At 56.7% G+C, this 25,390-nt stretch carries 21 protein-coding genes; 5 read left to right on the forward strand and 16 right to left on the reverse strand.

All coding sequences use genetic code 11. The features are described from left to right. Positions 1–725: 725 nt before the first annotated feature. The 9 genes from I6F38_RS40290 to I6F38_RS40330 form a co-directional block, all read right to left on the reverse strand. Complete coding sequence (locus I6F38_RS40290; protein ID WP_225164301.1) at positions 726–2,441, reverse strand: patatin-like phospholipase family protein; 1,716 nt, start codon at positions 2,439–2,441, stop codon at positions 726–728. A 33-nt stretch (positions 2,442–2,474) separates the two neighbouring features. Continuing rightward, positions 2,475–3,035, reverse strand: a complete 561-nt coding sequence (locus I6F38_RS40295) for an AAA family ATPase (RefSeq protein WP_225164302.1) — start codon at positions 3,033–3,035, stop codon at positions 2,475–2,477. A 14-nt stretch (positions 3,036–3,049) separates the two neighbouring features. Next, complete coding sequence (locus I6F38_RS40300) at positions 3,050–4,240, reverse strand: hypothetical protein (RefSeq protein ID WP_225164303.1); 1,191 nt, start codon at positions 4,238–4,240, stop codon at positions 3,050–3,052. Further along, a complete protein-coding gene (locus I6F38_RS40305) occupies positions 4,237–5,208 on the reverse strand; it encodes a hypothetical protein (protein ID WP_225164304.1) in 972 nt (323 codons plus the stop codon). Before I6F38_RS40305 ends, I6F38_RS40300 begins: the two co-directional genes overlap by 4 nt. Beyond that, complete coding sequence (locus tag I6F38_RS40310; protein WP_225164305.1) at positions 5,208–5,780, reverse strand: DUF4186 family protein; 573 nt, start codon at positions 5,778–5,780, stop codon at positions 5,208–5,210. Before I6F38_RS40310 ends, I6F38_RS40305 begins: the two co-directional genes overlap by 1 nt. Next, entirely contained in the window at positions 5,773–7,173 is a 1,401-nt protein-coding gene (locus tag I6F38_RS40315) for an XRE family transcriptional regulator (protein ID WP_225164306.1), read from the reverse strand. Before I6F38_RS40315 ends, I6F38_RS40310 begins: the two co-directional genes overlap by 8 nt. Then, on the reverse strand, positions 7,170–7,634 hold the full coding sequence (locus I6F38_RS40320) for a hypothetical protein (RefSeq protein WP_225164307.1): 465 nt from the start codon (positions 7,632–7,634) through the stop codon (positions 7,170–7,172). Before I6F38_RS40320 ends, I6F38_RS40315 begins: the two co-directional genes overlap by 4 nt. A gap of 984 nt (positions 7,635–8,618) precedes the next feature. Further along, complete coding sequence (locus I6F38_RS40325; RefSeq protein WP_225164320.1) at positions 8,619–9,896, reverse strand: HipA domain-containing protein; 1,278 nt, start codon at positions 9,894–9,896, stop codon at positions 8,619–8,621. Beyond that, entirely contained in the window at positions 9,871–10,107 is a 237-nt protein-coding gene (locus tag I6F38_RS40330) for a helix-turn-helix transcriptional regulator (RefSeq protein ID WP_346657171.1), read from the reverse strand. Before I6F38_RS40330 ends, I6F38_RS40325 begins: the two co-directional genes overlap by 26 nt. A gap of 977 nt (positions 10,108–11,084) precedes the next feature. Here I6F38_RS40330 and I6F38_RS40335 point away from each other — a divergent pair. Further along, positions 11,085–11,294, forward strand: coding sequence for a hypothetical protein (locus I6F38_RS40335; RefSeq protein WP_225164309.1), 210 nt, complete (start codon positions 11,085–11,087; stop codon positions 11,292–11,294). Between the two features lie 355 nt (positions 11,295–11,649). Here I6F38_RS40335 and I6F38_RS40340 read toward each other — a convergent pair whose 3' ends face one another. The 4 genes from I6F38_RS40340 to I6F38_RS40355 form a co-directional block, all read right to left on the reverse strand. Continuing rightward, complete coding sequence (locus I6F38_RS40340) at positions 11,650–11,838, reverse strand: hypothetical protein (protein ID WP_225164310.1); 189 nt, start codon at positions 11,836–11,838, stop codon at positions 11,650–11,652. Positions 11,839–12,312: 474 nt separating this feature from the next. Beyond that, entirely contained in the window at positions 12,313–12,726 is a 414-nt protein-coding gene (locus tag I6F38_RS40345) for a hypothetical protein (protein WP_225164311.1), read from the reverse strand. A gap of 602 nt (positions 12,727–13,328) precedes the next feature. Further along, positions 13,329–13,535: a cold-shock protein gene (locus I6F38_RS40350; RefSeq protein ID WP_018270149.1), complete on the reverse strand. Its 207-nt coding sequence runs from the start codon at positions 13,533–13,535 to the stop codon at positions 13,329–13,331. 218 nt (positions 13,536–13,753) lie between these two features. Next, positions 13,754–15,382 carry an acyltransferase family protein gene (locus tag I6F38_RS40355; protein WP_225164312.1) on the reverse strand — a complete coding sequence of 543 codons (1,629 nt, stop codon included), beginning with the start codon at positions 15,380–15,382 and terminating at the stop codon, positions 13,754–13,756. Between the two features lie 389 nt (positions 15,383–15,771). Here I6F38_RS40355 and I6F38_RS40360 point away from each other — a divergent pair, with 389 nt between their 5' ends. The 4 genes from I6F38_RS40360 (at position 15,772) to I6F38_RS40375 (ending at position 20,352) form a co-directional block, all read left to right on the forward strand. Continuing rightward, on the forward strand, positions 15,772–16,098 hold the full coding sequence (locus tag I6F38_RS40360; RefSeq protein WP_225164313.1) for a hypothetical protein: 327 nt from the start codon (positions 15,772–15,774) through the stop codon (positions 16,096–16,098). 108 nt (positions 16,099–16,206) lie between these two features. Then, positions 16,207–18,447 (forward strand): tetratricopeptide repeat protein, encoded by a 2,241-nt coding sequence (locus I6F38_RS40365; RefSeq protein ID WP_225164314.1) that lies wholly within the window; start codon positions 16,207–16,209, stop codon positions 18,445–18,447. Between the two features lie 335 nt (positions 18,448–18,782). Next, positions 18,783–19,961, forward strand: coding sequence for an MFS transporter (locus I6F38_RS40370; RefSeq protein WP_225164315.1), 1,179 nt, complete (start codon positions 18,783–18,785; stop codon positions 19,959–19,961). Between the two features lie 16 nt (positions 19,962–19,977). Then, positions 19,978–20,352 carry a DUF3088 family protein gene (locus I6F38_RS40375; RefSeq protein ID WP_225164316.1) on the forward strand — a complete coding sequence of 125 codons (375 nt, stop codon included), beginning with the start codon at positions 19,978–19,980 and terminating at the stop codon, positions 20,350–20,352. A gap of 44 nt (positions 20,353–20,396) precedes the next feature. On the opposite strand, the gene I6F38_RS40380 is transcribed toward I6F38_RS40375, so the two are convergent. The 3 genes from I6F38_RS40380 to I6F38_RS40390 all read right to left on the reverse strand — a co-directional run bounded on the left by I6F38_RS40380 (position 20,397) and on the right by I6F38_RS40390 (position 24,878). After that, positions 20,397–21,329, reverse strand: coding sequence for a LysR family transcriptional regulator (locus I6F38_RS40380; protein WP_225164317.1), 933 nt, complete (start codon positions 21,327–21,329; stop codon positions 20,397–20,399). A gap of 602 nt (positions 21,330–21,931) precedes the next feature. Then, on the reverse strand, positions 21,932–24,052 hold the full coding sequence (locus I6F38_RS40385; RefSeq protein WP_225164318.1) for a prolyl oligopeptidase family serine peptidase: 2,121 nt from the start codon (positions 24,050–24,052) through the stop codon (positions 21,932–21,934). A gap of 466 nt (positions 24,053–24,518) precedes the next feature. Next, entirely contained in the window at positions 24,519–24,878 is a 360-nt protein-coding gene (locus tag I6F38_RS40390; protein WP_225164319.1) for a hypothetical protein, read from the reverse strand. Positions 24,879–25,390 lie beyond the last annotated feature (512 nt).

The raw sequence follows: 25,390 nt of genomic DNA on the forward strand, positions 1-25,390 counted from the left end.
TCAGTCACCTTCGCGCCCGGCACCAACGTCTCCTCGACAATCCGCGCCTTGTCGTCCTGCGACCAGCGCCGCCGCCGCTCCAGCCCGCCCAAAACCTCGACCCGCATCGCCTGATGACCTTAAAGCTAGACTTAAGGCTACACGCTTCGCGAATTACCTCGCGTCACGCAAGACGGCGCCCGTCGGATGCGTACGGTCGGTGCTCACATGACGTCGTTGGATGCGCTGGACCACACCGTATCGTTGATACGCGACGAGGTCTCGATGTTGGTGCCAGATGATACATTGTTGTCGGCACGGTGAGCTGGAGGACCTATTCGGCCCAGTCCGCCTTCGTCACGGCGGCCCTCTCGATGGCGCGGTCCGAGCACCGCGTGTAGGCGTCAAAATCTGAACCCGGATCCCATTCCGCCGAGCGAGCCGGCGCAACGATGCTGCGTTAGTGATGCGCGTTTGGATCGTTAAAGCAGCCAATTACACGCCGCTCCGCTGATGCAGTCTCGTTAGCACCGAGAGCGATTTAGCTCCCGACCGTAAGCCGAGCCCACAGAAATCATCTGTGCCGCACGGAGCCCATCGATCGGGCCTGGAGACGTATTCCGATAACGACGCTCTATCCTTCCGGCCAAGGAAATAGGCCCGGCCACCGGCCCTCAACGGCGGCGTACTCGCCAGCCAAGCCAGCAAGCCGAATGTGGCGATGCCCTTCTGCGCGAATGGCGCACTTAGGCGCCGACTCGCCGTACAATTTCCTCCAACCGCTTGATGAAGTGATCGTTTGGCGCCGACCTTCGCTTACGAGCCGACACGAAAAAACCTTCGCTGCCCGCGACTGCCGACCAGTTTGATGCAGCGGTTGCGACCGCGTCACCCGCAAAATTACTGGGTTCAAATATAGGTCGGCCCGTCCAAAATTCACCGACCACTTGAGCGACCGCGGAGATGAAATCTTCAATATCTGGCTCCAATAGGATCGAACTATCGCCCGCCTGGAAATCAAAACAGACAGCCGCCATCGGCTCGCTCCTTTCGGACGGCAGGTCGACGCGCCAGTCATCTTGGGTAGGAAAAATTGGGCAGCAATAAACATATCTAACTTCGCGTGGACGCGCCGCGTGAACATACTTCGTTATCACACTATTGCGGTCCGCAGCCGGAATCGTTGAGACATCCATGAGGACCGGCTCTCGCCAAGCAAGGCATAGCGCTTGCGACCTTGAGCCTGATCGCATCATGAGAGCGTCGTCTGCGTCTCCCTCCAGCAACGCCGAGTAGATTACTCGACAATAAACCTCGTCGATCGACTGAACGAGGTAGGCCCGTACTATACCCTCATTTCTTGTGACTTCAGTTACGATCGCTATGAAGGCACGCAACGCCTTTTCCATGAGTCTAGGATCTCGCGGGCCAATCTTCCTTGAGAGATATTGGGCCACGCCCTCCGCACCGCGCTGAACAATTGCGGCTTTATTTCTGTTGACAAGATCAAAGTCCAGCGTGCTCACCTTTGTAGTCAGCTCCATCAAGTGGAAGTCGTCAATCCTTCTAGTTTCGAGGACTGCTCGGCTGTTAAGCGATGATGCAACGAACCTTGTGAGCGCTCGCCATAACAGCATTCGCTTCTGCGGTTGCGGTGGCTCTTCGACAGTATCGAGAAGTCGAAAAGCGAAGGTGGGCACGCGATCGGAGGACACTTCTCGCAAATCATCCAACACCCATGCGGGCGAATTGGAAGACAAACCTCCGTCAACTAGGACGGAGTCACCAATCTGGACCGGCTTGAAAAACAGCGGATAGGCCATCGAAGCGGCCACTGCATCAGCAACAAGCGAGTTTGGTGTTTTCTTCTTGCTAAACAGCCGCAAGTCGCCTTTGGAGAGGTCGGTGGCTACAACCCGCAACTCGATCGGAAGATCGCAAAACTTAACATAACCGCCGTCGATTCCGAGTTTCTCGCTCAGCATCTCGTCGAGCCAGTTGCGAAGCTTGTCGGTATTGACCGCGCCCGCGTTCAGCCAAACATCTCGCAAAACCCTATTATGGAGAACCAAAGGAATTACAGAAAGATTGACGGTCAGAACACCGAGGAACCAAGCGAGCATTGGCCTAATTGCGAGACGGCTGACTACGCGACTGATCGTTCCGCGGCTTCTCAGAAGCTTGTTCAAGAAGTTGCGTAGCCGAACAACTCGCCGGTATTCGAGATCGTCGAGAAGCCTTTTCTCAAGGTCTTCGGACAAGAGACCGCTCTCGACGCCGTCACAGGCCAAAAACAATTCATTGGACGTATAGCCGGCAGCGATTAGAGAGGCAATAATCGCCCCGATCGACGTTCCAGCGACGGCACAAAATCGGAAGCCGCGCTCCTCCACAGCTCGCAGGGCACCAATGTGCGCCAATCCCTTCGCGCCGCCTCCTTCAAAGACTCCGTATATATCCATTGTAGGGATCGCCGCATGCCTTGATCAGCTCCTTCATGCGGCGCGCGTCTGATGATCCGCTTCCCGGCGGGCGAACGCGACGACCTGCTCGGAAAGCATTGCCGTTGGCAGTGTGCCGTTAACTGAGAGATCCGCATATTGTGGAAGGATGCGCGCAATCTGCGCTTCGGTAATGTCGGACTCATACCGGGCGAGAAGGCGGCGCTCGACATTCTCCCGCTTAATGTACCGCTCTTGGCGAATATCGCTTGGTACGTCGAGATGCACAAGTCTGACCGCTTCGTGATACTTCTGCTTCAGCATCAGCAATACTTCGACATGCCGGATGCCGTCCAACACGATGTGCTCGGCACCCTGCGCCTGCGCCAATGTCTCTTCAATAAAGTCTTCTAGCTTTGTTAGAACGAGCGCTTGGCCCAAGTTCTGTAAGACCGCTCGATCGGTAGCATCAAGATTGTTATCTGCCGCAACCTTTTTAACTTGGTCGCCGAAGCTTGCACGCGCCCACCCCAATCGGGCGGCGACCTCGGTGGTCAAAGTAGACTTGCCGGACCCCAACCCGCCCGAAACAGCGAGGATAAAACGAATTGGCATGCGGATCTCCCATGTCAAAGTAAGCCGGTAGTGACCACTCCGCGAGAATCTTCGCACCGAGCGGCCTGCGCCGCAAGTCGGACCTCTAAAGATCCTTGTGACTGCCAACAAGAACCTTGTTCCACCCGGAGCAGTCGATCCCTGAGATCGTCCCCGACTTTCTGTGACGATCGCCGAAACAAGCTTTCTAGATCGATCTTTGATCCACCGGTTACGACGCTATTCCCCGATGTCCACATCGTCGCAGTGCGACGCAAGGGACTCACGCTGCTGACAGAACTCGAAACATTGATATTCGCCTTCAGTCCATTGAATTCCGCTCGATACCAGACTCTGTGTTCGCCGAGCAACACTTCGCTCCAGTCGCTTCGCTGAGCCAGACCCAAATCCGGACGAACCTCGATCACCTTCTGGTACGAGTGCACGAGACCAGTGCGCCAAGCCGGAGGGACATTTGCGATTCCAGAAGCCAGCAACGCTCGGGCTTCAAAACGCGGCGTTTTGTATCGTACTCGAAAGGGCAGGCAATCGGCTTTTAGTCCCAACCAACGTGGGGACCCGTAACGAGACCGGAGGCTCACGGCGGAGTTCGCGGCAGTAAATCGATCTGGGCCCGTTATGAGTACTCGCGCGCCGATGCGAACGCCGGTGCACAATCGCTGTATCAAAGGCGCGGCAATCTGATCCTGCCACGGAGGATCAATGATCCCAGCTGCCGCTTCGATGTTTTCGAGATCATCGAGAGGCACATATTTTGCGTCCGGAACGAGATCTTGCAGAGCGGCGATAATCGGATCACTCGGTCGTGTCCCGACTATCATCCGCCAACCGATGCCTCGCCTGGCCGCTTCGAGAACAATCGTAGGCGCGCAGATCGCTAAGATCTTGTCCGATGGCGCGAGACTGCTTATCAATCGTTCTACTAGCCGACCACGTTCTCGGGCTTGAAATCGCCAATCGCTGTCTAGCGGATGCTCCAGCGGCAGATCCGCATCTACATGCAAAGGCGACTCTGCGGGCCTTTTCGCGTCATTGAGCAACCACTCAACCCGATCACTTTCCGCGCGCTCCAACTTAGCGATACCTGTCAAGGTATTGACGATGTCCGACGGCCACGCGCCATAGCATTCGTTCGCTAGCGCAACGAATCCGCTAACTGATGATAGCTTTTGCCGCACATGATTGTTGAAAGTGAGTTGCTTCATCGAGCAGCCTCGACATTGCTGACGGCGATACGATCCTGCCAAGCCTGCATAAGGCGCCACTGGTTTTCAAGAGCCAGCCTTCGAGTTTCGTTCATGCGGGGCAGCATGGCATTAAACTCGTCGACGTGCAGCATGACAGTGCGGGCGGGAAGGTCTGCCCGTATATGTCCTAAGCGTTCAACAAAAGAACCGACAAGCTCCCTATCTACAGGTCGCGGCGGAGAAGTTAAAGTTACATAAAGATACAGGTCAATTTCGGATTTGGCATATCCGGACAATATCCGGAGCTGCTCCTCAAACCCTGAGGGATCGGCTCCAGTGTTGAAGCTGAAGGAGACTGGATCGAAGCCTTTAAGACAACAGACCTTCCCATATCCGGAGCCGTAAGACTCCATCCGAGAGAGCAGCTCACGCCTGTCGGTTAAGAGATAATCACTACTGAGGTTATCGTCCGACCAAAGATAGATTGAGGACTTTCTACCAGCCTCTTCAATCGCATCCATCATCCAAGTGATCCATTCGGGAACGAGGTCAGGTGAACCGCCGCTCAGATCGATGATGGGAGGACGATTACACTCAGCCCAGTAAAGATCTAGGAGCTCCGAAGCTGACTTCCAGGCCGACCTCTTAATGTCGGCGGACAACATATTGAAGGGAACATAACAATACCAGCAGCGCCACGCGCAGCCTGCCACTTGAAACACCTGAGCTCTCACCTGGGAAGCACAACTCATATTCAACCATCGCGCTGCAGGTTCGATCGGCAGGGGATTCGGCGGCCAGTCTTTGCGCACCGCTCTGCGAAAATGTCTTACGCGACCATACCCCGCTGCGTTCGGAGCTGCAGTTAAATCTGTCTGCTGCTCGGAGCCCTCGATCCTCGAAACAAGCACGCGCCGTGCTCGCAGATCGATTACTTTTGACCGCATCATCTCGGTCATTCGCCCGGTTTTGATGAGCGACACCATTATCGATCTTCTCTAAGCTCATTAATCCCGCGCTCTTCAAAATAGCGATCAATCAAGAAGAGGAAGTATTCTTTTTCCTCTTCCGTCAGCTCCCTGTTCTTATCGATCCCGTGCCAATAGAGCATACACTGCCTGCAACACGTAGCGGTGGCGTGCTGAGCATAGAAGATGACGTTCCCTTCCATCGGCGTCTGTCGACTGTCCCAAGCATTTGCTGCGCGCCCCACGGATGATTGAAGGCGCTTTACGATTCTAATGCGAAACTCCTCTGCGGACAGCTTGCGAAGCTTCCGAAGTGCATCCTCATCAAAAGGCTTCGTCCACATATGCTGTCGGATCAGCTCAGTTTTAAGCTCATCAAATAGCGCTGAAGCATTATTTGGATCGCGCAGATGAGCACGATCCCAATCAACGTTCTCAACGCCGCATGATCTGCAGGCGCCGAAACTGGGGTTGTTACCGGTCCGCTTCTTCTGAAGATAACAATGAAGATCATTTGCACAATCAACGCTTGTGCAGGTTATTTTAATACTTGGAAGCGGCTTATCTAGTCGATCTGTCAGTTCATTCATCGGCCGTCTCCAAGATTTGGTTCAGCAGGTCACGCTCAATGCGATCGAGACGCTGTAAGGACGCATTACGAACAAACGCATCCCTAATCGTCTTCCAGGCATGCTCATCTGCTTGCTGCAAAGAGCGGGCAGCGGCCCACCAATTTCGATTGCTGCTCTGATCTATGTTGCCAGCGAACAAATTTGCCATGACACCTACTGGAATCCCGGCGTCTTTAGCTACCGTCTCTGTTGCGGTTTTCAAGTTGGCGGCGTTACCAGCTGCTTCAGCGACGATAAGGTGGAGCAGCTGTTCTAGACGACCGTCTGTCAACACTTCTGCTGCAAAACGATCGGCTCGCCTCTCCTCGGTGGATTGACGCCTTTCGTTCGACGTCTCGTCATCCTCGATCACCACAAAATCACCCGTCGTCGCCACAAGATGATAGAGCTCGTGTACCAAGTCGAACAGCGCTCGCGCCTCTTCGGTGCCTCGAGTACGTAGGACGATAACGGCACGTCCAGATCTCCTCGAGCACGCCCCGCTAAAGCCAATAGAATCATCAAGGGCGACAATTCCGATCCCTAATTCCCAGCAGGCCTCCACTGCGGCGCCAAGCGACATGCCATCAGCGAACAGTCGTGCATGCATATCCTCGATCGTATCGGGAATGACTGCGCTTGGCCGCGCGACCGTCTTGGCTACTATCTTGCAGATCCCATCGAGATAGCCTGCGTATGCCCTTGTCCTCGACTGCGAGGCATTTGCAGGCAGCCTGAATTGAAGAGCTGTTGCTTCAAATCCGCTTGCCGACATGACTTGCCTCACGCCCAGACCAAACAATTTTCGGAGACGTGCATCGACTTCGTCGACGAGCAGGCTTGGTCGACTAGCGCGAGATGCTTTTGGCATTATTCGATGATCCACCACTGCTCGTGGCAGACCAGCTTCAACGAGGGCGCGGCGCAACTCGCGCGGCTCGGGGGACGGTCGATCGTCGAGCGGAACACGATGTCGAATATCCAGGTGGAGTGCCTCGGCAATCCGGGCCAGTGTCGCGAATGCTGCGGATGCGTATTCTTCGGCTTCCCATCGTTGAACCTGCTGAGGGCGGACGCCAAGCTCCGTCGCGAGGTCAGATTGACTAAATCCGCGCGCAACTCGCCCCTTAATCAACGCCTTTGGCAGATCGGCAAGGCTTTCTACCGCGATCTCTGATACGGCGCCGGTCTTCAGCTCGACGTACTCTCTAAGTTCGTCCTCAAGCTCCGCAACCGTTTCGGCGAGCGAAAGCAAGCGAGCTTCTCCGAATATGCCATCATCGTCTTTAGCGCGGCGAAGAGCCTCTAAGGACGACTTGAGCTTCACCAGTTTGCGAGAAGTTGTTCTGAATTGGTGCTCTGTGGCGATCATGGCAGCGTGCTCAGATCGAGGATTACGACACCTTTGGGCTGGTCGTCGCGGTCCGTTTGGAAAAACTCCCGGAAAGTAATCATTCCGTCTGCCAGATATTTTTCAGGGTGAACCTCTCCCCGAAATTCGGTCTTCATTGCCTTTTTCCCCATCAGTAGGTGGGGGTCGATTTTCAACGGATCCATGCCGGTATAATCGCAGCAAGCATCGTAATCCTCCGGGAAGTCGGTTATCGAGACAAAGCTGCCGTCGAGCAGAAAGAAGCGGCATTTGGCGTCGCGCAAATTTGTCGCCATTCTGAGAAGCCCAGACAGCAACCATTGCCGGTGCTCGTTCCACCCAAAGCGCTCGCAAAGTTCGGTCCAACTGGCCGAATGTTCGCCAGGCGGCAGGTAGCCGGTCGATTCGTCGAATGCGGGCAGCATTACAACGTTAATGTTGTAAGTAGCGATAAAAGTCAAGATATCAAGAGCTTGGTTCCGATTTATAGGTAGTATACCACCTCCTGGCCAACAGCGCTCAGTTGGGCATTTTCTATGCATGACTAGGTTAGAGCGCTGGCCTTCTTGAAGACTCGGAATTGCCGCTTTCAAAATCGACCGCGGACGGCGAGATTGTCGTGCGCTGTCCTCGGCGACCGTTCAACAGGGGGCGAATCGCAACGACGGTCGCGGAGGGCAAGCTTGAAATTCTATCTGGTTAAATTGCCAGAGCATCCGGAGGGCTACGTCAGCGTTTCCAATTCGGCGGCTACTTGGGAATCATGGATTCGGAAGTCTCTCCCTGCGGGTCTCGCTCAAGAAGTGCAGAAACGGCTAGTCTCCAATCTCAAGCACATACTGGTGGCATTGGAGATGAAGAGCGCTCTCACCGTCCCTCATGCGAATCGAGGCCAAGGCAAACCGCCTCTGTTCGAGCCCTCTTTCACATGCTCAATTTCGAATTCTGTGTCGGCGTGTTTTCGGTATGCGAAGGGGTGGGCTCCGCTCTCGGCTAAAGGAAAATGGCGAGGATGGCTCGACCTCGATGCGAATCGCCTTCGAGAACTGGAAGGTTCCTCTGAGCAAAAAGTTCAACCCCGAATCCAAGTTCAGTTTGAGCTCGGACATCGAAACGATGAGGAAGGTCAGGGACAGGCTTCACCAAGATCAAGTGGGCGCCTATCGACTGGCATGACTTTTCGTACGACAAGGCATACATGCCGGCGGCTCGCGCGATCCGATGTCTGCTCCGCACAAACGCGGACGATGTACCGAAGGAAACGAATCTGACTGCCGAAATAGCTTGCGTAAGCTGGATCCGCGTCGATCGCACTCCTTCAGACTCGCGGCAAGCCCACATTAAGCAGTTCGCCCAATCGAATGCGCCGAGCTTACGCGAAGTACGTGGAACGTTTAGAAGCGCAATCAGCGAGACCGCGGATCTAGAGCCAGATAGCAACAAGCTCAGGGGCTCACCAGGGACAACTTCGGAACGTGACCGGGATCCAGAACCGGGCTCATCTCCTCGATCTTGGCATCGATCTTAGTGAGAACGGCGGCCGGCACGACATCCCGTTCTGGGAGTTTCCACCAATGGTCGTTCACCGACGATACGACCTCCTCGACAGCCGAGATGACCGCCGGCTCGGGTAGCCGCGCGCGATTGGCGAACTTTCGCCAGCGGTCCGGAGTAAGCGCTTTGAAGGATTTCTCTCCTCCCAAAGAGAGGGCCATATCGTCCTTCGGAAAATAAGCGGTGGTCGATAGGACGTCGTACACGGGGGCGATTGCCGGAGTGCACCCCTCACCTGGGTATATTGTCGACCAATTCTTCAAGTGCATGTCGCCGTTGCCGACGAGCGCGGCAAGTGCCAGTCGACGAACGAATTCGAGCGCGGCGTCGGTCGAAACCGCCACGTTCAGCGCGGAGGCTATGTCGTGGTATGATGCGTCATCGTATTTTTTGGATGGCTGGCGGCCAAAGATCTGAGCGAAATCTTCGATGTGAATTCGGGTACCCTTGGGTCCACGGTCGAAACGCTTCACCAGCAAGACCTTGCCGGTCGACAATGTGTTGAATTCTTCGGGAATTCCTTCGAAATCGGATTTTTCGACAAGCTCGCGTTCGGGCACATCCATTCCGAGGATTTCGGACAGCGCCAGAACGGCGAACTCGTTTTCCGACAATCCGACAAGATTGGCCGAGGGGAATTTTGCGATGTACTGACCTTGCTCGTCGCCGATGGGCAAAGTCAGTCCGACACCCTTTCCCGTATTTTTCATCACGGAGAGCTTCATCTGAACTCCCGCCAAGGAAAACCGCGCTTTGATGTCACGAGGATTATCTTGAATGGCTATCGTGGTGCTACCGTCGCTCGGCACCACGCGCACTGCACCTGGCAGATCTTCGCCAAGCGCCGCCAGGAGGTCGAAATCGTTTCCTTGCCTCACTGCTCCGGCGTGGTGCTTTTCCATCGCCTCGCGAAGCTTGTCCTCGGGCAACAGATTCGCGAAGAACGCGGGCAGCACGTGTGCTGCGGGCTTCGGATCCTTGCGAAGCCCACCATCGGCGGAGCGGAACGAGAGGCTCAATATCGGGGGCCGCGACATGGCGCGATAGGCCGGATCAAGGCTGAAGGCGTTGAAATCGCCTGGCGTACGCACGAGCGCTCCGACCCTGAGGTCTTGAAGGAACACCTCCAGCGACTGAACGGTATTAGAGGCGCGGACCCGGGTGCTCATCATCATCCATATCGGTCGTGAACGCTGGTCGATCCTCGCCTTCGGAGGGCCGAAGGAGTGCGTTGACGCCGGCTACCATGGCCTGTGGGATCAGCATTAGCTCCATGCCGAAAGCGCGCGCGACGTTAATCAGCGTTGTCGCCCGCGCAGCGGCGTTGCCGTGCTCGATATCGCGGTAACGCGGCCGGGAAATGCCCGCGCGTTCGGCCACCTCCTCTTGAGTTAGGCCCGCTTGCTTCCTTGCATCCCGGAGGAGGCGTCCTAGCTGCCGGATTGCTTCTGAGCCCTGTTCCATGATCCGTTAACGTATCTTTTTCTTTCAGAAGATACGCAAACATATCATTAGCTACCAGTCCGCGTCAAGACGTAGATCTGTTCACGTATCATAAAGCGATCACACGATCCGTAAACGTATCTTCTTGGCCGAGAGTCGATTTCCCTAAGCAATCTTTGACCAACGCGGGACGCCACCGCGTCCGCGTGGACACGGCCCATCCGCCCAGCCAAAGCGGACGTCGTCTTCGATTGGCGGTGGCAACATCCGCCACGATTATTGGCCTTTGCACGAGCCACTGCCCGCACTGACGTGGTTGGGTACGTCAATAGTCGCTACAGAACGTTGGCTGATGTCAGAAACTGCGCCGCCAGGTCACCTCGGCCGCTCGGCGACGATGATTCCCGTAGCCCTCCTCCAATGTAGGAGCGGCGGAACACGCATCTAGAAACGAAGGCGAATAAATCGGCGATGAGGGCAGCGTCGGCTAAAGACAGCAAGGCGGCGAGATCAATCGCCCAAGCCAGAGATCTTGCGGGAGCTTTACCTAATTGCGGTCAACGACAGTGCAATTCCGGGGTGCGCGAACGCGATCATCGATAGCGCTGGCGTAGTGTCGGATACATCTGCCTTACGAGGCAGCCAAGTCGGACGGCGTCCGTTTCAACCGGCTGGCGGTGGACGGCTAGTGGGGCAATTTCTGCCACGTACCAAACTTGTCCCGTATCCAGAAGCCAACCATGCACATGGTCAAATTTCTTCGGTCGCGAATCAGACGTCCCGCGTTGAAAGGGCAGAGAGGCTTCAAGTCGCAAGGATTTGCCAACCATAGATGCTTTCCAAGCCGGCCGCTAACCAATCGAAAATCAATCCGCCTCATGTTCGCGTCTCGAAGCTGAACGGGGAAATCAGACATGACGGGATCGGCAATTCTGGAGAACGTGCGTCGCTACCGCGCAATAGCTTCGCTGTGCCGTCAAGCCGCAGCATTCCGCCCAGTCCAGCGAATCTCATTACTGACACAGGCCGACGAATGGGAGCAGAGAGCGGTTGGTGAGATCGAAGGATACTTTGAGGCCCAAGACCCTCCGATACCTGATCAGCTCTCAGGTAGCGTGAATTGATCGAGAGCTTAGTTGCGAAAGCGAATACGCGTGGCCTAGCGGGATGTAGAGTGTGTTGCGTTGGAGCCCCACCCTGGAGACGCCCGCGCCGAAGAAAGGTCGCTCCGCTCCAGGCCGGGTCACCGAGACCATGCGACCCGACGAGACGCGCTTCTTCTCAAGCGATGAAGGGAGAGACGGTAAAGCTGATCATGGCAGGACTCGCCATTTGATACCCTGTCCTTCCGGGAGAACGGACACAGACATCGCCCGGCAGGCGACGGCATAAACTTGCCTCCCACCCCTCTCTCCCTGGTACGCAGGCGGAGTCCATGCGAATCAGGGGTTGATGCTGGACGTAGGCGCCTTCTGTAAATCACGACGGGCGGATGGGTGACCTACGTGCCAGCAGGTCATCGCGATCTCGATCTGCTCTTTCTAACTGACTGACTCGCCGTTCGTAATTGGCGGCGAGCTGCAACAAGCGCTTCTTGATGAACGGGTCAGCTTGCTCTGCAAGTTCCCGCACGGTCCGCGCCCTCTCTCTACAAAACTCGTCGTCCATGGCTCTCACCCAAATTGCCTTCCGGATAATGCCGTTGAGACGTGGGGCCGCATATGACCCAGGTTACATTGCGGGACGTTTTCCCGCAGTTCCCCGGCGCTTCGAAACAAGCGCTCGCCTCGTCTAGCCACCAGCCCGACGCCTATCCTGCCCTCTCCGTCGGACCACTTTAAACCAGCTGGTCCTGGTCGGCGGGCCGATCCACCGTGAACCGTTCAAGCAGGGGCGTGGACAGGCCGCCCTTCAATGCTGCGCGCCTCTCCTTACGATGCCTCGCAGGCGCAGCACAGTGACAGGGACCAACTCTGATCATGATATTATCCCGCGACGAATTATGCGCAGGTTTCCGCGCGGAAAACATCATTCCGGGCTCATCACCAATGCAGATCTGATCGATGCTGCGCGAGATCAATAGTATTTTTGCCGAGGTCAACTGTCGCACGCGCTCGCACCGGGTCGAGTTAAAGTGCTGCTTCATGCCGTACGTCGATTGAATCCACCTTTCCTGCGGCGTCGCCGCGGCCTTTGACGGCGACTGCGCGGAGGAAGTGATTTTGCGCCGGCCGTGACCGCTTGCGCAGCGACTTCGCTGCGGGAAGGATCGATCGTTGATCGAGGTAGCAGCCTTTGATCGGCGACGGCCCTTTCGAGCGCAGAGAGGAATTGCCGTCCATCTTCCGTAATTTCCCAACCGAGAGCATCCCGAGCGACAAACTTCGCCGAAAAGATATTAAGATCCGGCGCGTGTTCGGCCAACCGCTTCATGCGATCGGTCCAGTCATGGCCGCTGTTCATCAGGATCTCCACGGCGCGTCGGACTTCGGCAACGGAAGCCCGCCCGCCAGGCTGGCCGGCCAATACTTTCAGGACGGTCAGCTGGAAGGACACTTGCGGTGTCTCCGATGGCTGTGTGTGTGCAGTTCCCCTTCAATGGATCAATGTCAGGGGCGGATCGTCAACAGCATGACGCCGTTAACCTCAACTATATTGGCTGTTCCCGCAGGAGAGCTCTTGGGATTTGACCTCGCCCTCGCTCACGCTAATGCACGACTGGTCCTCGAGGGCCGGTACGACAGCGTAGCAGGACAGACTTGGAGCCGGAGCGCCGTGCCCATCGTCCATAACGGACGAACTCAGCTGTGCGGGCTCCTTCGTTCGCTCTTCGATCGGGAGCGCCGGTCGGCGCATCGTGACTTCGGGCGATACATGTACCTCTCGGCCTGCCGGGCACGAGCGTACGGTTCGGACCGTTCATTGCTACCGACGGTATCCCGCCATGCCCACACTGCACGAGGAAAGAAAAAAATCTGGAACCGCCCCGGCATTGGCGATCGACGGCTTGAATCAAGCCTTCAAGCAGTATTGCGGCATAGCTTTGGTTGGAAACGACAGTCGTAGGGCAAGCGTCCGGCGCACCGGTGACGAGACATCGCCAGACGCAGGTACGAGAACACGCCTAATAGGCAGACGCTTTCCGGAGCCGAACTGGATCAGCCAACCCTTAGATCCTCGGCTGACATTTTGCCCGAACGGCCTGCCTTGAGCTGGTAACTTACCCGGGCTCCCTCTTCGAGGGTGGTGTAACCGGCCTTTTCGACGGCGCTGATGTGCACGAAGACATCAGCACTTCCGTCCTCCGGACGAATAAAGCCATAACCTTTGGTCGAATTGAACCACTTCACAATACCCATTGCCACGGCGGCATCTCCATAAGTGAACCGTTGTGATCTAGCGAAGAGTCTCGCGGCCATCAAGGTGGACAAAGAGACGCTGGTTCGCTGCGCCCGTCACGTCCGCGACCTCCTTGTCGTATCGCCTACGCGGCCCGAACGCTCTCCGCGGCCGGCAGCAAGACTTGATGCCGAACCCGGTTCGCTCAGGGCTTCGGGATCCGAATGACGTTTGAACCTACGGCTCATTCATCGTGCGTGATCGCGTTACAGGAGAGTTGCAGAGCGGAGACCATGGCATGCTCATCCGCAGCCGAGCTGGAGCGAATGGTGCGGTCGCCCTTGCAGAACCAGGCGGCGGCAAACTCCTTCGCACAGCCCGGAGCAGGATCACCAATCCGCGTCATGCCTGCATTGAAAGTGCATGCGTCCTTGCCGTTACAGACTGCTGCAAGCGCACCCGTGGCGTTGCCGCGCGCCGAGATCCAGCGGCAATTGCCGCCATATGTAGCAGAAACCACCGAAATCCCTGATTGCGTGACCGCATCCCCCGCCGCATCGCGCAGCGCATACGTTGCGGCCGCACCGATGAGAGTGGCAAAGCCAACACTTCCCAATCGTACCAGGCGCCTGCGCTGTTCTGGCGAGGTCGCCTGATAGCAGCTGCGAATTCGCCTTCGGGCCGGCACCTCCAGGCCAAAATGCAGTAGGATCGCGACGCAGGTGGCCAGAGTGAAAGCAAGCGCGAGCGCGCCGAGATGGCCAAGCAGTTGGCCTGCGGTTTCCCAACGTACCACCGGAAATCGCCGGTAGATGATGATGTGTACAAGATAAAGCGCAAAGCTGGCCTCTCCGAGGAAGACAAGCCACCTTGCCGACAACAGCCGTCCTGCAGTGCTGACAGGCTGAGCCGCCGCGATAAGGATGAGCGCAACCGGTGCCGCCAGAGCGATATTGTTGCGCGCAATATCGAACAGGCTCATGGCCGCCCCAAATGGCGCCTTGTGGGCGGTAAACCAGAACACCCAGCCTATCGCACCGACACCAACGATTGCGGCGATATCGAGCAGAGCTCGAGATGGTCTGAAATCCTTGGCCAGCCACGCTTCATGGAGCTTCGCCAAACAACAGCCGAGGACGAATTCCCATACCCTGCAAACCGGCGAAAAGTAGACGATCCAGAGGATGAGCGTGTTCTTCCAGTTCGGCAGAGCCGCACCCGTCCCATAGGCATGAAGCGCAAACAGATTGATGCGGCCCTGAAGCATGAACACCGCAAGGTCGATGCCAAGCTCGATTGTGACTGCTCCAATCGCGCATAAGATCGCCGCCGGAGCAGTTCTGATCCGCGCAAGTACCGGGCAAACGAGCGGAAAAACGAGATAGAAGAACCATTCGGTGCTGACTGACCAGGAGACGATCCCGATCTCTTCGTACTGCCAGACGGGGGCAGCACCGGCTACATTTGCGAAGAACCAGGTTTGAATCATCCCGAGTTGAAACGGGACAATGTGCCACGAAAATCCCTCGGCTGCCGCCTTGGTTCCGAGAAGCCATGGCCAGACCATCGGTCCGGTCAAGAGCTCAACGAGAAAGAGAACAACAAAAAGAGGATAGATTCGGGCTATGCGCGCCACGAGAAATTCAGGGATCGCTTTGCGCGGGCTGCCGGCAATCGAGCTGCCATAGTTATATTGAATGACAAAGCCACTCAGCGTGAAGAAGATGGACATTCCGAACAGGCCCAGCGTCCCGACGCTGATATCGAGTACAAGACTGGTGCCTTCCAGGAACAGGCTTCCACCGTGAGACAATGCCACTGCTGCTGCCGCGACAAACCGGATTCCGGTCAGCGCGGGTATCTGCTTAACCATCGATGTCGCTCGTCATTTGCGCGTTGGGTACAAATCCTGGCGATCGATGGCGCAAGGGCAGTCTACTGGAGAAGGAACGCGAAAGAGGCCATGAGGACCGATCGCATTGCGCGAACGTGCCATGCGACCAGCCAGGTTCCTTCGGTAGCTCAAATCAAATCAGAGCGACCGCAGCACCTTATTGGCAAGCCCGCTAACGCTGAAACTCTGCCTTCTGGTAGGGGATCGGATTCGAATATTCCGCGCTCGAGCGGCTCTGGCGCGAAAGACGTCCCTTGACCGGTCGCCGCCATACTTGCTGAACCCGTGCTTGCTCGCGGAGCGCTTTCCTAAAATGACGAGCCGTTGCCAGCCAATTTGCTCGCTGCGTTGGGCGCCGAAGGTGGCCGATGCAAGTCCAGGTCAGCGCAGAGCAAGGAACCGCATTGGCGACGCGCGACAAAACCCAGCTCCAGTTACAGCGGATCCAAACGCCGGATCGGGTCCTTTGGTATGGTAGCGCCAGTCTGAGCTGCGCTTTCAATTTCTTTGACAGCGACGGTCAAGGGATCTCGCTGCGGATTGGTGCAGCAACTCATTATTCTTTTCCTGCACGACTGGCCGCGCCTTCGCTTGGCCTGGCGTGCCAGAGAAGGAAAGGAAACGTGATGACAAAGAAGATCGCTGAGATCAAGACAACCATCCGCACCACCACTCCGTACACGGGTACGCTTTAGGGTTGGTTCGACGGGTGCCTTGAATGCATCCACCTGATGAGAGCATAGCGGCATCGGAGGGTGGTCCTTGCGACCACCCTCCTTTGTGAGACGTTTCGGGAGAATAAGATGGTTGATTTGATCCAGCAGCGCATCGTTCCGTCCATATTTTCATCCGTCGAGATCAATCCGATCACGATCTTGAAGACGGAGCCCGGCATGGCACCGGTGCCGACGATCAAATCGGCACTCGCGAGCTCTAGTTCCGATCTTTCCGTCGTTGACGGCGACTGGCGGATCGGCGGCTATCTTGCCGGCCTGCAAGAGCTGATCGACACAGAACTGCGGTGGGCCGATGAGAATCGGCCAAAACTGGTTGAGGCGGCACAGCAATCCTTGAAGCGGCTGTTTCCTCTCTTGATCAGCGATGCCTTTACCGTGCCGAAGGATCTCACCAATACCTCAAGTAAAGAGGAGCGTACACGCTTCTATCATCATGAATATCAAAACAAGCTCCTGGTTGGGTTAGCCGAATTCCTGATCAGGTGTGCCCAAGAGCGCAACGAGCGTCACATCATCGTTATCGATCGCGCGGCTACCCTGTCCGCCCCGGCGAAGAACCTGATCAAGCTGCTCGTCAGGCTGGACGACAATGCGCGCCTGTTTCGCTTTGTTCTGATCGACTACGAACAACGCCTCTATTTCCAGGACGCCAGCGAAGTTTATTTCGGCAGATATAGCTCGCAGGAACTGGCGCCGATCCTGGATCAGGATGTCGCTGCGGAGAAACAGCGGCAGATCCATGAGGCAAGTGGCGGAAATCCACTGATTGCGGAGGCTTTAAGCACATGCGCAGCGGCCGGATTGCCGGTCATCGGCTACCTTGACCCCGTTGCGATTGTGGACCTCTATCTGGCCAGCCTCAACACCGGGGAACGGCACAGCCTTCTCAAATCGTACATTGAATCCGACTGCACAACGCCTGATCTCATCGCGCAACGAAACTATGCAACTTTCGAGCAGACGACCGCAGATCATCTGCATGAGCAGTTGCACCGCGCTTGCCTGGACCGCTATCTGGCGGGCGAGGCGCCGCTCGTCATGTTTCATGCGCTATCGATACGGGACAAATACAAAGGTTTGGAACTTCTAGCAGAACCGAGTCAGATCCTCCAGAGCATCGGTTTGTATGATCTCTGGTTTGGTTACTTCGGTGAAATTTTCGCCGATCCTGCGCTCCGCACATTCGGCCCGGGAGATGCTCCGGCAAACGCTGCCTTCATCCATGCGGCTTTTGTACTGTATTCGCTCGGCTGCGGCCGGGTGTCGGTTCCCTATCTGGATGAATTCTACAAGGCATTCCCGAAGAGCCGATACACGCCAACGGTTCTGTATGCCCAATCAATGACGTATGGACGCTATCAGCAACCGGTCAATCTGACGGTGGCCGAAGAGTACGCGTTGCGAAATCTGGAGACCATCGAACGGGATTTCAAGGATCACGACAAGTACGACTATATCAAGGTGTTTGCAGAGAACGCATATGCCTACATCAAGGCCAAGCAGGAGAAGTACGACGAAGCCCTCACCCTTTGCGCGGAAGGCCATGGCAAGATGCTTAAGGCCTATGGCGAGGAGCGTTTCAAGCTTCACCAGTCGATTCTGATCTACAACACCAGTCAGGTCTATGAACTCGTCGACGATCTTCCTCGAGCTGAAAAGCAGCTGCGTGAGGCCATAGCCTACGACCCCTACTACGGCGAGTACCACAATGACCTGGGGAACCTGCTCTCGAAAGTACCCGGAAGGGAAGCTGAGGCTCTACAGGCATATGCGCGCGCCATTGAGCTTTGTCCCCCCTATTACGAAGCCCATCTGAACAGGGCCGCACTTCGTAACAGAATGGGATATGCCGCAGGCGCCCTGGCCGATCTCGACAGAACGCTTGTCATCAAGCCAAACGAATGGCGAGCTCACTTCCAGAAGGGCAACATTTTGATGCGGCAAGATAGGCCGGAAGCTGCTCTGAAGTCCTATTTAGCGGCAGCCGGTATCGATTCCAAGAATCCCGATTTACAGAGCAACCTCGGCCTTGCCTATTCCGAGCTCGGTAAGGCGAGCGAGAGCATAGCGCACTATCTTCGGGCCCTTGAACTTAATCCTCGACATGCACTCACGCACAACAATCTCGCCATCGAGTACTTCAACGAGGGTCGGCCTGACATATCGCTGAACCACGCCACGGTCGCTGTCGAGATTGGGGGAGATCCAGACTACCTCCTCACTCGAGAACACATCCAGGCGAGCCTGCAAGCTGACCTGACTTTGCGGCGGGACCGAGCTTCTGCATCTTCCGCCGAGCCCTCATGAGATCGCGGCTCATGTCCTTGCCGTCGAAGCCGAGCGACGTGCGGCAGGATCGCCAGGTAGTGGTAGCTGCGCCTGAAAAGCTTTGCGCAGCGTCTAGCGGATCCTGCTGTACGACAAGCGGTGCGCACTCGAAAGATCTGACCACACAAGAGGTCCGCGTTGGCGGGCATTTGGCCCCGAAACACCGCCTGCCAAAGGCAGGGAGGCAGCTATGACGCCTTTTGACCAGTCGTGCGATTGCGAGAGCGCTCGTCATGCCCGTTCTGGGTCATTCATCTTCGCTTCCGCATCAAGCGATATCCACTCGATGACGTGTTCGATGAGCTAGGTCATAGATGACTGGTACGAGCACACGGCAGTTCGTTTATCTGTCACATTTGATCATGCAGATCGGCGGCTGGGCATTCCGAATCGGCATCCTGATCGGCCTTCTTCAATCCGGCATGAGCGCCGCGGGTCTCGGCGTTGCCGTCACTTTTGCGCCTATCATGCTCGGGAGCCTCTTCTTGTCGCCATTGGTCGACAGCCGTAATCCGATCTCCGTCATGATGATCGTCAATGCTATTCGCATCTGCGCGCTGCTCGTCATCTTCGGCACCGACGGCGCCGATACCTTTCTGAGCTATGCCTCACTCGGCGTCTTGAGCCTGGTGCAGCCTGTCTACTTGTCTGCAGAGGTTTCTTTCTTCCGTCGTATCACATCAGAAGACGACATGATCTCGGTGTTGCGCAACATTGCCAATATCGACTGGCTCACCTATCTGCTTGGAATGTTTGCAGGTGCCATGCTCTCCGACCGATTGCATTTGCCTGGCGTTTTGGCATTCAACATGTCGGCGATCATCCTGTCCTTGATCGTGCTCCTTGGCATCAAGCAGCAGTTCAAAAGGACACCGGCAGTCCTTGAGGCGCAGCCTTCCGGAACCGTCCTCGACCTAGCCCCTCTCTATCCCGCATTCTTAGCTGTCTTTCTGCTCAACCTCGGCGCCGGCATCATCAATGTCTATCCTGCAATACGTGCCACAGCTGACGGGGTTCTCGATAAAAGCGTTCTATTGACGATCGTCCTGACCAATGGTGTTTTAGCCTTGCTGGGGGCGCTCGCCGTCAAGCCGATTTTCAACCTGCTCGGCGCCTTGCCAACCATCGCCGGGGCTGCAGTGCTGCTTGCGGCATGCCTTGCGATCATGTCGCTCGACGCTGGCCTGCCCGTAGTCATCGCCTCAAGTAGCGCAATGCTCGGCCTTGGCCAAATATTTGCGGCTGCCGCTCACACCCACATGGTCTCGTCAGTGGCTCCGGAACGGGCCGGCCGCCTTTCCGGGTTATTTCAATGTTGCACTTACAGCGGCGTCGCGGGAAATGGTATCGCTTTGTCGCTTTTGAGTGATCAGCTCCCCTTCGGCATGATCGTGTTGCTATGCGCGGCGAGCGCATTTGTTGCTTTCGCCGTTGCGAGCCTTGCCGTGGTCAGATCAAGACATTCTCAAGGTTCATGTCCTGTCGCTCGCTAGATCGGGGATGCACACGATGCCATGGGATCAGCTGTTCCTTTTAGAACGCCCCTTTGCAGATCCGGCCTTGCCGGGCCGAGAATTCTATTGCTGGCAATGCTTGCTGTTGGACGGGATATTGTCCGCATTTCCAAGCCGCGCTGCGAGGCTGGACGTTCGTCGGATTGCCTGGGCCAAGCCACGAACCGCACTCATCGAGAGGCTTGGCCAGGATCATCAGTCCGCACCCGTTCTCATCTTCGAGAAGAGTGGCCCTGGCCCCGCACCTGAGAATGCGAAGTACGCGAATGGGCTCGCCTATGTCGACGATTCATTTGCAATCCTTCATTTCTTAGCACTGCGCCACGGGTTTCCGACCCCTTATCCGGGAAGAGTGATGCGTTGCCCATGATGGTCATCAACGCTTTGACGCCAGCATTGGCCTAACGGGAAGCTTTAATTGAGAGTGGCCTGCTCGATCTTTCGAGTTGCAACCTGCAAAGACGATAGCGGATCCTGACTGAATATTTCTGACAGGACCCATCGTTCAAACTCTTTAACAGCCGCCATATTTCGCGCGTGCCCATTGACAAACATGTAGATTGAGCGATCGACCGGTGCAAAGCCAAACGGAGCCACAAGCTCTCCCTTCTCAAGGCTGCTTCGAACCAGAATTTGCGGAGATATTGCGGCGCCAAGCCCACTTTTTGCCGCCTCGACAGCCAAGGAAAATGTATCGAACACGACGTGGCGCGACTCCTGCAAGCATATTGCAGCTGCGCTTGCCCATTCGTTCCAGCCGTCCAACCTGGCGGCCTCGTGAAGGAGAGGAATTGATAGAATGCCTGCCGGGCCTTTGATCGTCTCGAGCATAGCAGGCGCGCAAACAGGGCCAATCATCTCGTTCGATACGTGCACTTCACGGACGGGTAGCGGTCGCTTGAACAGGCCGGAAACAAACAATACGTCCAGGGCCCCAACAGCCAGCGCGTCTAGATCGGCACAGGTCTCAAAGACAAAATCAATATCCTGATACAGTTGGCGGAACCGACCGATCCGGGGCAACAGGCCGTGCGACAAAAATGTGGTTGAACATCCCACCACCACTGAACGTCCTCCATCGCTCCTTCGTAGCTCGTAGCATCCTTTCTCCAGCATTGTGAACGCGCTCGCACAGCTGCGCTTGAGCTGCTCGCCGTCGGATGTCAGCCGCACGCCCGAGCTATGGCGAACGAATAGCCTTCTGCCGAACCAATCCTCAAGAAGCCGCATCTGGTAGCTTACCGCGCCGGTCGTCATGTTTAGCCGCTCGGCCGCCCTTGAGAAGCTTGGAAACTCGCTGACCGCCTCAAACAGATGGAGACTTTTCAGAATAGGAAGCTTGCGCATCTGACTTACTTCATGCCGTCGCAGACTGCGATGAGTCATTGTTAGTGGGCTATGATGCGCCCGATTTTTCCTAGGCACCAAGGACGCTATCGGCGACTGGCCTGACGCACTTGGCCACTGATACCTCTTCGACATGGCCTATCAACGTGAGTTCACCGACCAAGCCCCCTGCCTCGGTTTCGATCTGGTCTCGATCGGGGGCATACGGACGCTTAGGATGTAGTAGCTCCTGGTGCGCCAATATGAAAAATCCCGTTTGGCGGCGTGACATTGCTGCGCTTTCTCTCCGAAAAGATGGAACGAGCATTCGACTTGGGACAACGAGTGCTGGGTCAATCATGCTATGCAATACTTTGCCCGTCGACGGAGAAACCGCCGGGGCTCGCCACGCTGCAGAAACGAGCTGCTAGTTGACGGGCTTGCGTTCGCACGCCTCTCGTGCCCATCACTCTCAAAATCCGGCATTGTACCTTAGCCGCTGATTGGATGGCTCTCTGCTGTCGCCTCCCGTCCGCCTCGATCAATTCAGCCAGGGAACGAGGTGACGTAACGATATGCAACGGCCCGGATTTATCTGCATCGATTCGTCACTTGCGCCGAATTTAATCAGAACAAAGCCGCTTCGATGCATAGGTATATTCAAGCGCTAGTCGACGCGCATGTTCGACCAGATTGGCCGCGGCGCTGTGTCCTCCGTCGATGTTCTCGTAGTAGAAGTAGGGCTGGCCGAGCGCAGCTAGTCTCGCAGCAGCCTTGCGGCCGTGCGCCGGATGGACGCGGTCGTCCTTGGTGGAGGTGAGAATGAAAGGAGCGGGGTAGGTCTTGCCCGGTACCAGCTTCTGATAGGGTGAGTAGGCTTCGATCCACGAACGCTGCTCGGCGATGGCAGGATCACCGTACTCGGCAATCCAGGAGGCGCCCGCGCCGAGGCTAGTGTATCGTAGCATGTCAAACAGCGGCACCTGGATGATCGCCGCGTTGAAGAGCTCGGGACGTTGGGTGATTGCGGCACCAACGAGTAGGCCGCCCTGGCTGCCGCCTATTACGCCCAGCCGTCGCGGGCTCGTGATCTTGCGGCGAATCAGGTCCTCGGCAACGGCAATGAAATCATCCCATGTCGTCTGCTTCGTTGCCCCCTGGGCTGCTTGATGCCATTGAGGACCAAACTCGCCGCCTCCGCGCAGATTCGCAACGACATAGGCGTTGCCCTGCTCGAGCCAGAGCCGCCCCACGGGTCCGAGATAGGAAGGCAGAAGCGAAGCCTGGAACCCGCCATAGCCATAAAGAAGCGTCGGAATGGCGCCGTCAAACCTCGCGTCCTTCGGCCGCACCAGAAAATAGGGAATTGCCGTGCCATCACGCGAAGTCGCTTCGAACTGCTCTACGACATGATTGGATGCATCAAAGGCAGCAGGTGTCGTCTTCAATTCCTCGAGTTTTTGGGTATCGGCATCGAAATGCCAGATTGACGTCGGCCTGAGGTAGTTCGAGACGGTGAACATCGCCCGGTCCGCTTGCTCGGACGTGGCTGACACGCTGACATTTGTATGTTGCGGCAGCGGGATCAGCGTCGCCGACCAAGCTCCCCGATCGTATTTATAAGCGAATACTTTGCTCTGGACGTTCTCAAGGATCGTCAGGATCAACAAATTCTTCGTGCGACTGAGCCCGCTCAGCGCCTGGCGGGGCGCGGGCTGGAAGACAAGCGAAGCTTTGGCGCGTAGCGGATCCTGCTTCCATTCGGCCAAGTCATACGAAATCAGTGAGCCGGCCCCAAATCTGACGTCATCGGGCTTCCATTCTTCGTCAAGCTCCACAAGCAGGCGGCCGCTCGCGAGCCCGACTAATGCGGCCTTCTTCGGCAGATTGAGCTTGATGGGCCCATCGGGGCGGAAGACCACATAATCACGCTCGACGGAGCTGATGACGCGGATAGCGCCGGTCGCATGGACTTGACCTTCGCTGTCTCGAAGGACCAAGGGCAGCGTCTGAACGTCGGTAGGCTCGCCGCGAAAGATCTCGCGAGCGCCACTGAGCGGCTGAGCGCGTTTGAGCTCCTTCACCACAAAGGGGTAGCCGGCCTGCGTCAAAGACCCCTCGCCCCAGTCCCGTGCAACAAGGACTGTGTCATCATCGACCCAGCTGACGTTCTGCTTGCTTTCTGGAAGATGAAAGCCGTCCGTAACGAAGGAGTTGGTCTCGCGGTCGAACTCGCGGATGGACGCAGCATCCTTGCCGCCGTCGGAAAGATGAATCAGGCAGAGGCGTTCTTCGGGCCGAAGGTAGCTGGCACCTTGAAAGACCCAGTTCCTGTTTTCGGCGACGGCCAGCGCGTCCACGTCGAGGATGGTCTCCCACTGTGGATCCTGGCTGCAATAGCTCTCCAGAGTGGTGCGCCGCCATATGCCACGCACATGGTTCTCGTCTTGCCAAAAGTTTTCCAGGCCACGCCGTCCCAACGAAACGTAGGCAATCCGATCCTTGGCCTGCAGGATGGAGAGCGCCTGTTCGTAGAAGCGCCGATACCGAGGATCTGACTGGAGCACCCCAAGTGTCTTCTCGTTCTCGGCGCGAGCCCAAGCCAGCGCGCCTTCTCCTTCGATGTCCTCGAGCCAGAGCGATGGATCATTTGCCGCCGCCATCGTCGTTGGCTCCTGTGAAAGCGCCGTGGACGTGGCGCGGGCAATCGAAGGCAGCACGGCGGAGAGGAGTGACGTGTTCATAAACTCTCTTCCGATGAGGCCGATCGGCCACGCTCGCACGCCTATCGCCCCTCGAGCAGAAGCGGCGGAAAGCACGCAACGCATGACCAGCGCAGCTTGCGATATCTTGCGGAACCGTTCACTGCAAACTGCATGCCGGGCTACAGAATCGCAGGTTTCAGCCGCTCAAGGCTGCACGACCATGTCCGGTTGCCGACATTGGTTGCCAAACTGACACCGGCAGCGTGCCGGCGGGATCGCCCTTGGGGTGGCCGGAAGCGAGCGCAACCCTCGCGGCGGGCCGTTCCGCAACGGTGCTGTCGCGCCCCTAGGCAAGCGCCGATTTCCGGCGCGGAACGATCAACGGGCAGCGTCGCGCCGACTGGTGCTGCGGCCACACGCATCTGCGTCGTTTACAGGTGACAATAAGTTGGCCGTATCGCTCCCGGTCCGGTCATGGACCGCTCGCATGTTGGCTTGACGCAGCTCATTTACGTCCCCCGTCATCGGCGTCTGCGCGGTCCGCAAGAACCGCATCAGCGCCTCTAGGCTCAATCGTATCCAAGCAGATTCGAAGGTAGTTGATGAACCATTGGGTCTGGTCATTCGGCAGGTTGCTGTACTGCACCAGCGTTTTCGGGGTCGGGTCGACATCATCGCGGTAGTATTTGCGACGCGGGTGATCGGAGAGATATGTCTGGAGATCGAGCGTGATGGCAATCATGGGAACGCACGCGGCATGCTCAAGCCGGTAGGCACGAACCAGCGCCGGACTGATGAGCGCGTCCTTTCGCCGGTACCAAAATCCCAGGTCAACGCCGCCACGAAGCAAGATGCCGCGAAGCACGCACGCGCCTTGGGCCAGGCGTAGCTGGTCAGCTCCCTAATTATTAGGTCGAAAGTCCCTTCAGAATCGGCGACCTTGGAGTGCAAAGGGACAGAAATAACAAGGCAATCGGAAAATGCGAGAACCGTCTTGCCGACGATCTTGTGTTCTTCCCGGATGAATCTGTCAGTAGGTTTATGCTCGAACTCGTTTTGAACGTATACGACTTCCCCATCGAGGGCGCGCAGCTGTTCCTCGTTGATTATTGCCTCCACGCGGGCCGAAAAACCAAGCCACACCTGTCAATAAAAGCAAATAGCCCGTTCTTTAGATTTCGGCGCACTATTTTGTTTTTTATACATGAACTTCCGCGCGAACCAGCAAAGTCAGATGCTGTGCCTAAGTAGTCGTCCGTGAAGAAGGACTAAGCCACTGATCGGGAATCTCGATTTGGGCTAAGGGGCATTTCCAGATTGCAAGGTTTTGATGCTTTGGGCGTCAGAACCTTGCGATTTGGTTTTCGTGGATTCCCT

Source organism: Bradyrhizobium sp. BRP56 (assembly GCF_020194035.1).
Classification (GTDB): domain Bacteria; phylum Pseudomonadota; class Alphaproteobacteria; order Rhizobiales; family Xanthobacteraceae; genus Bradyrhizobium; species Bradyrhizobium australafricanum.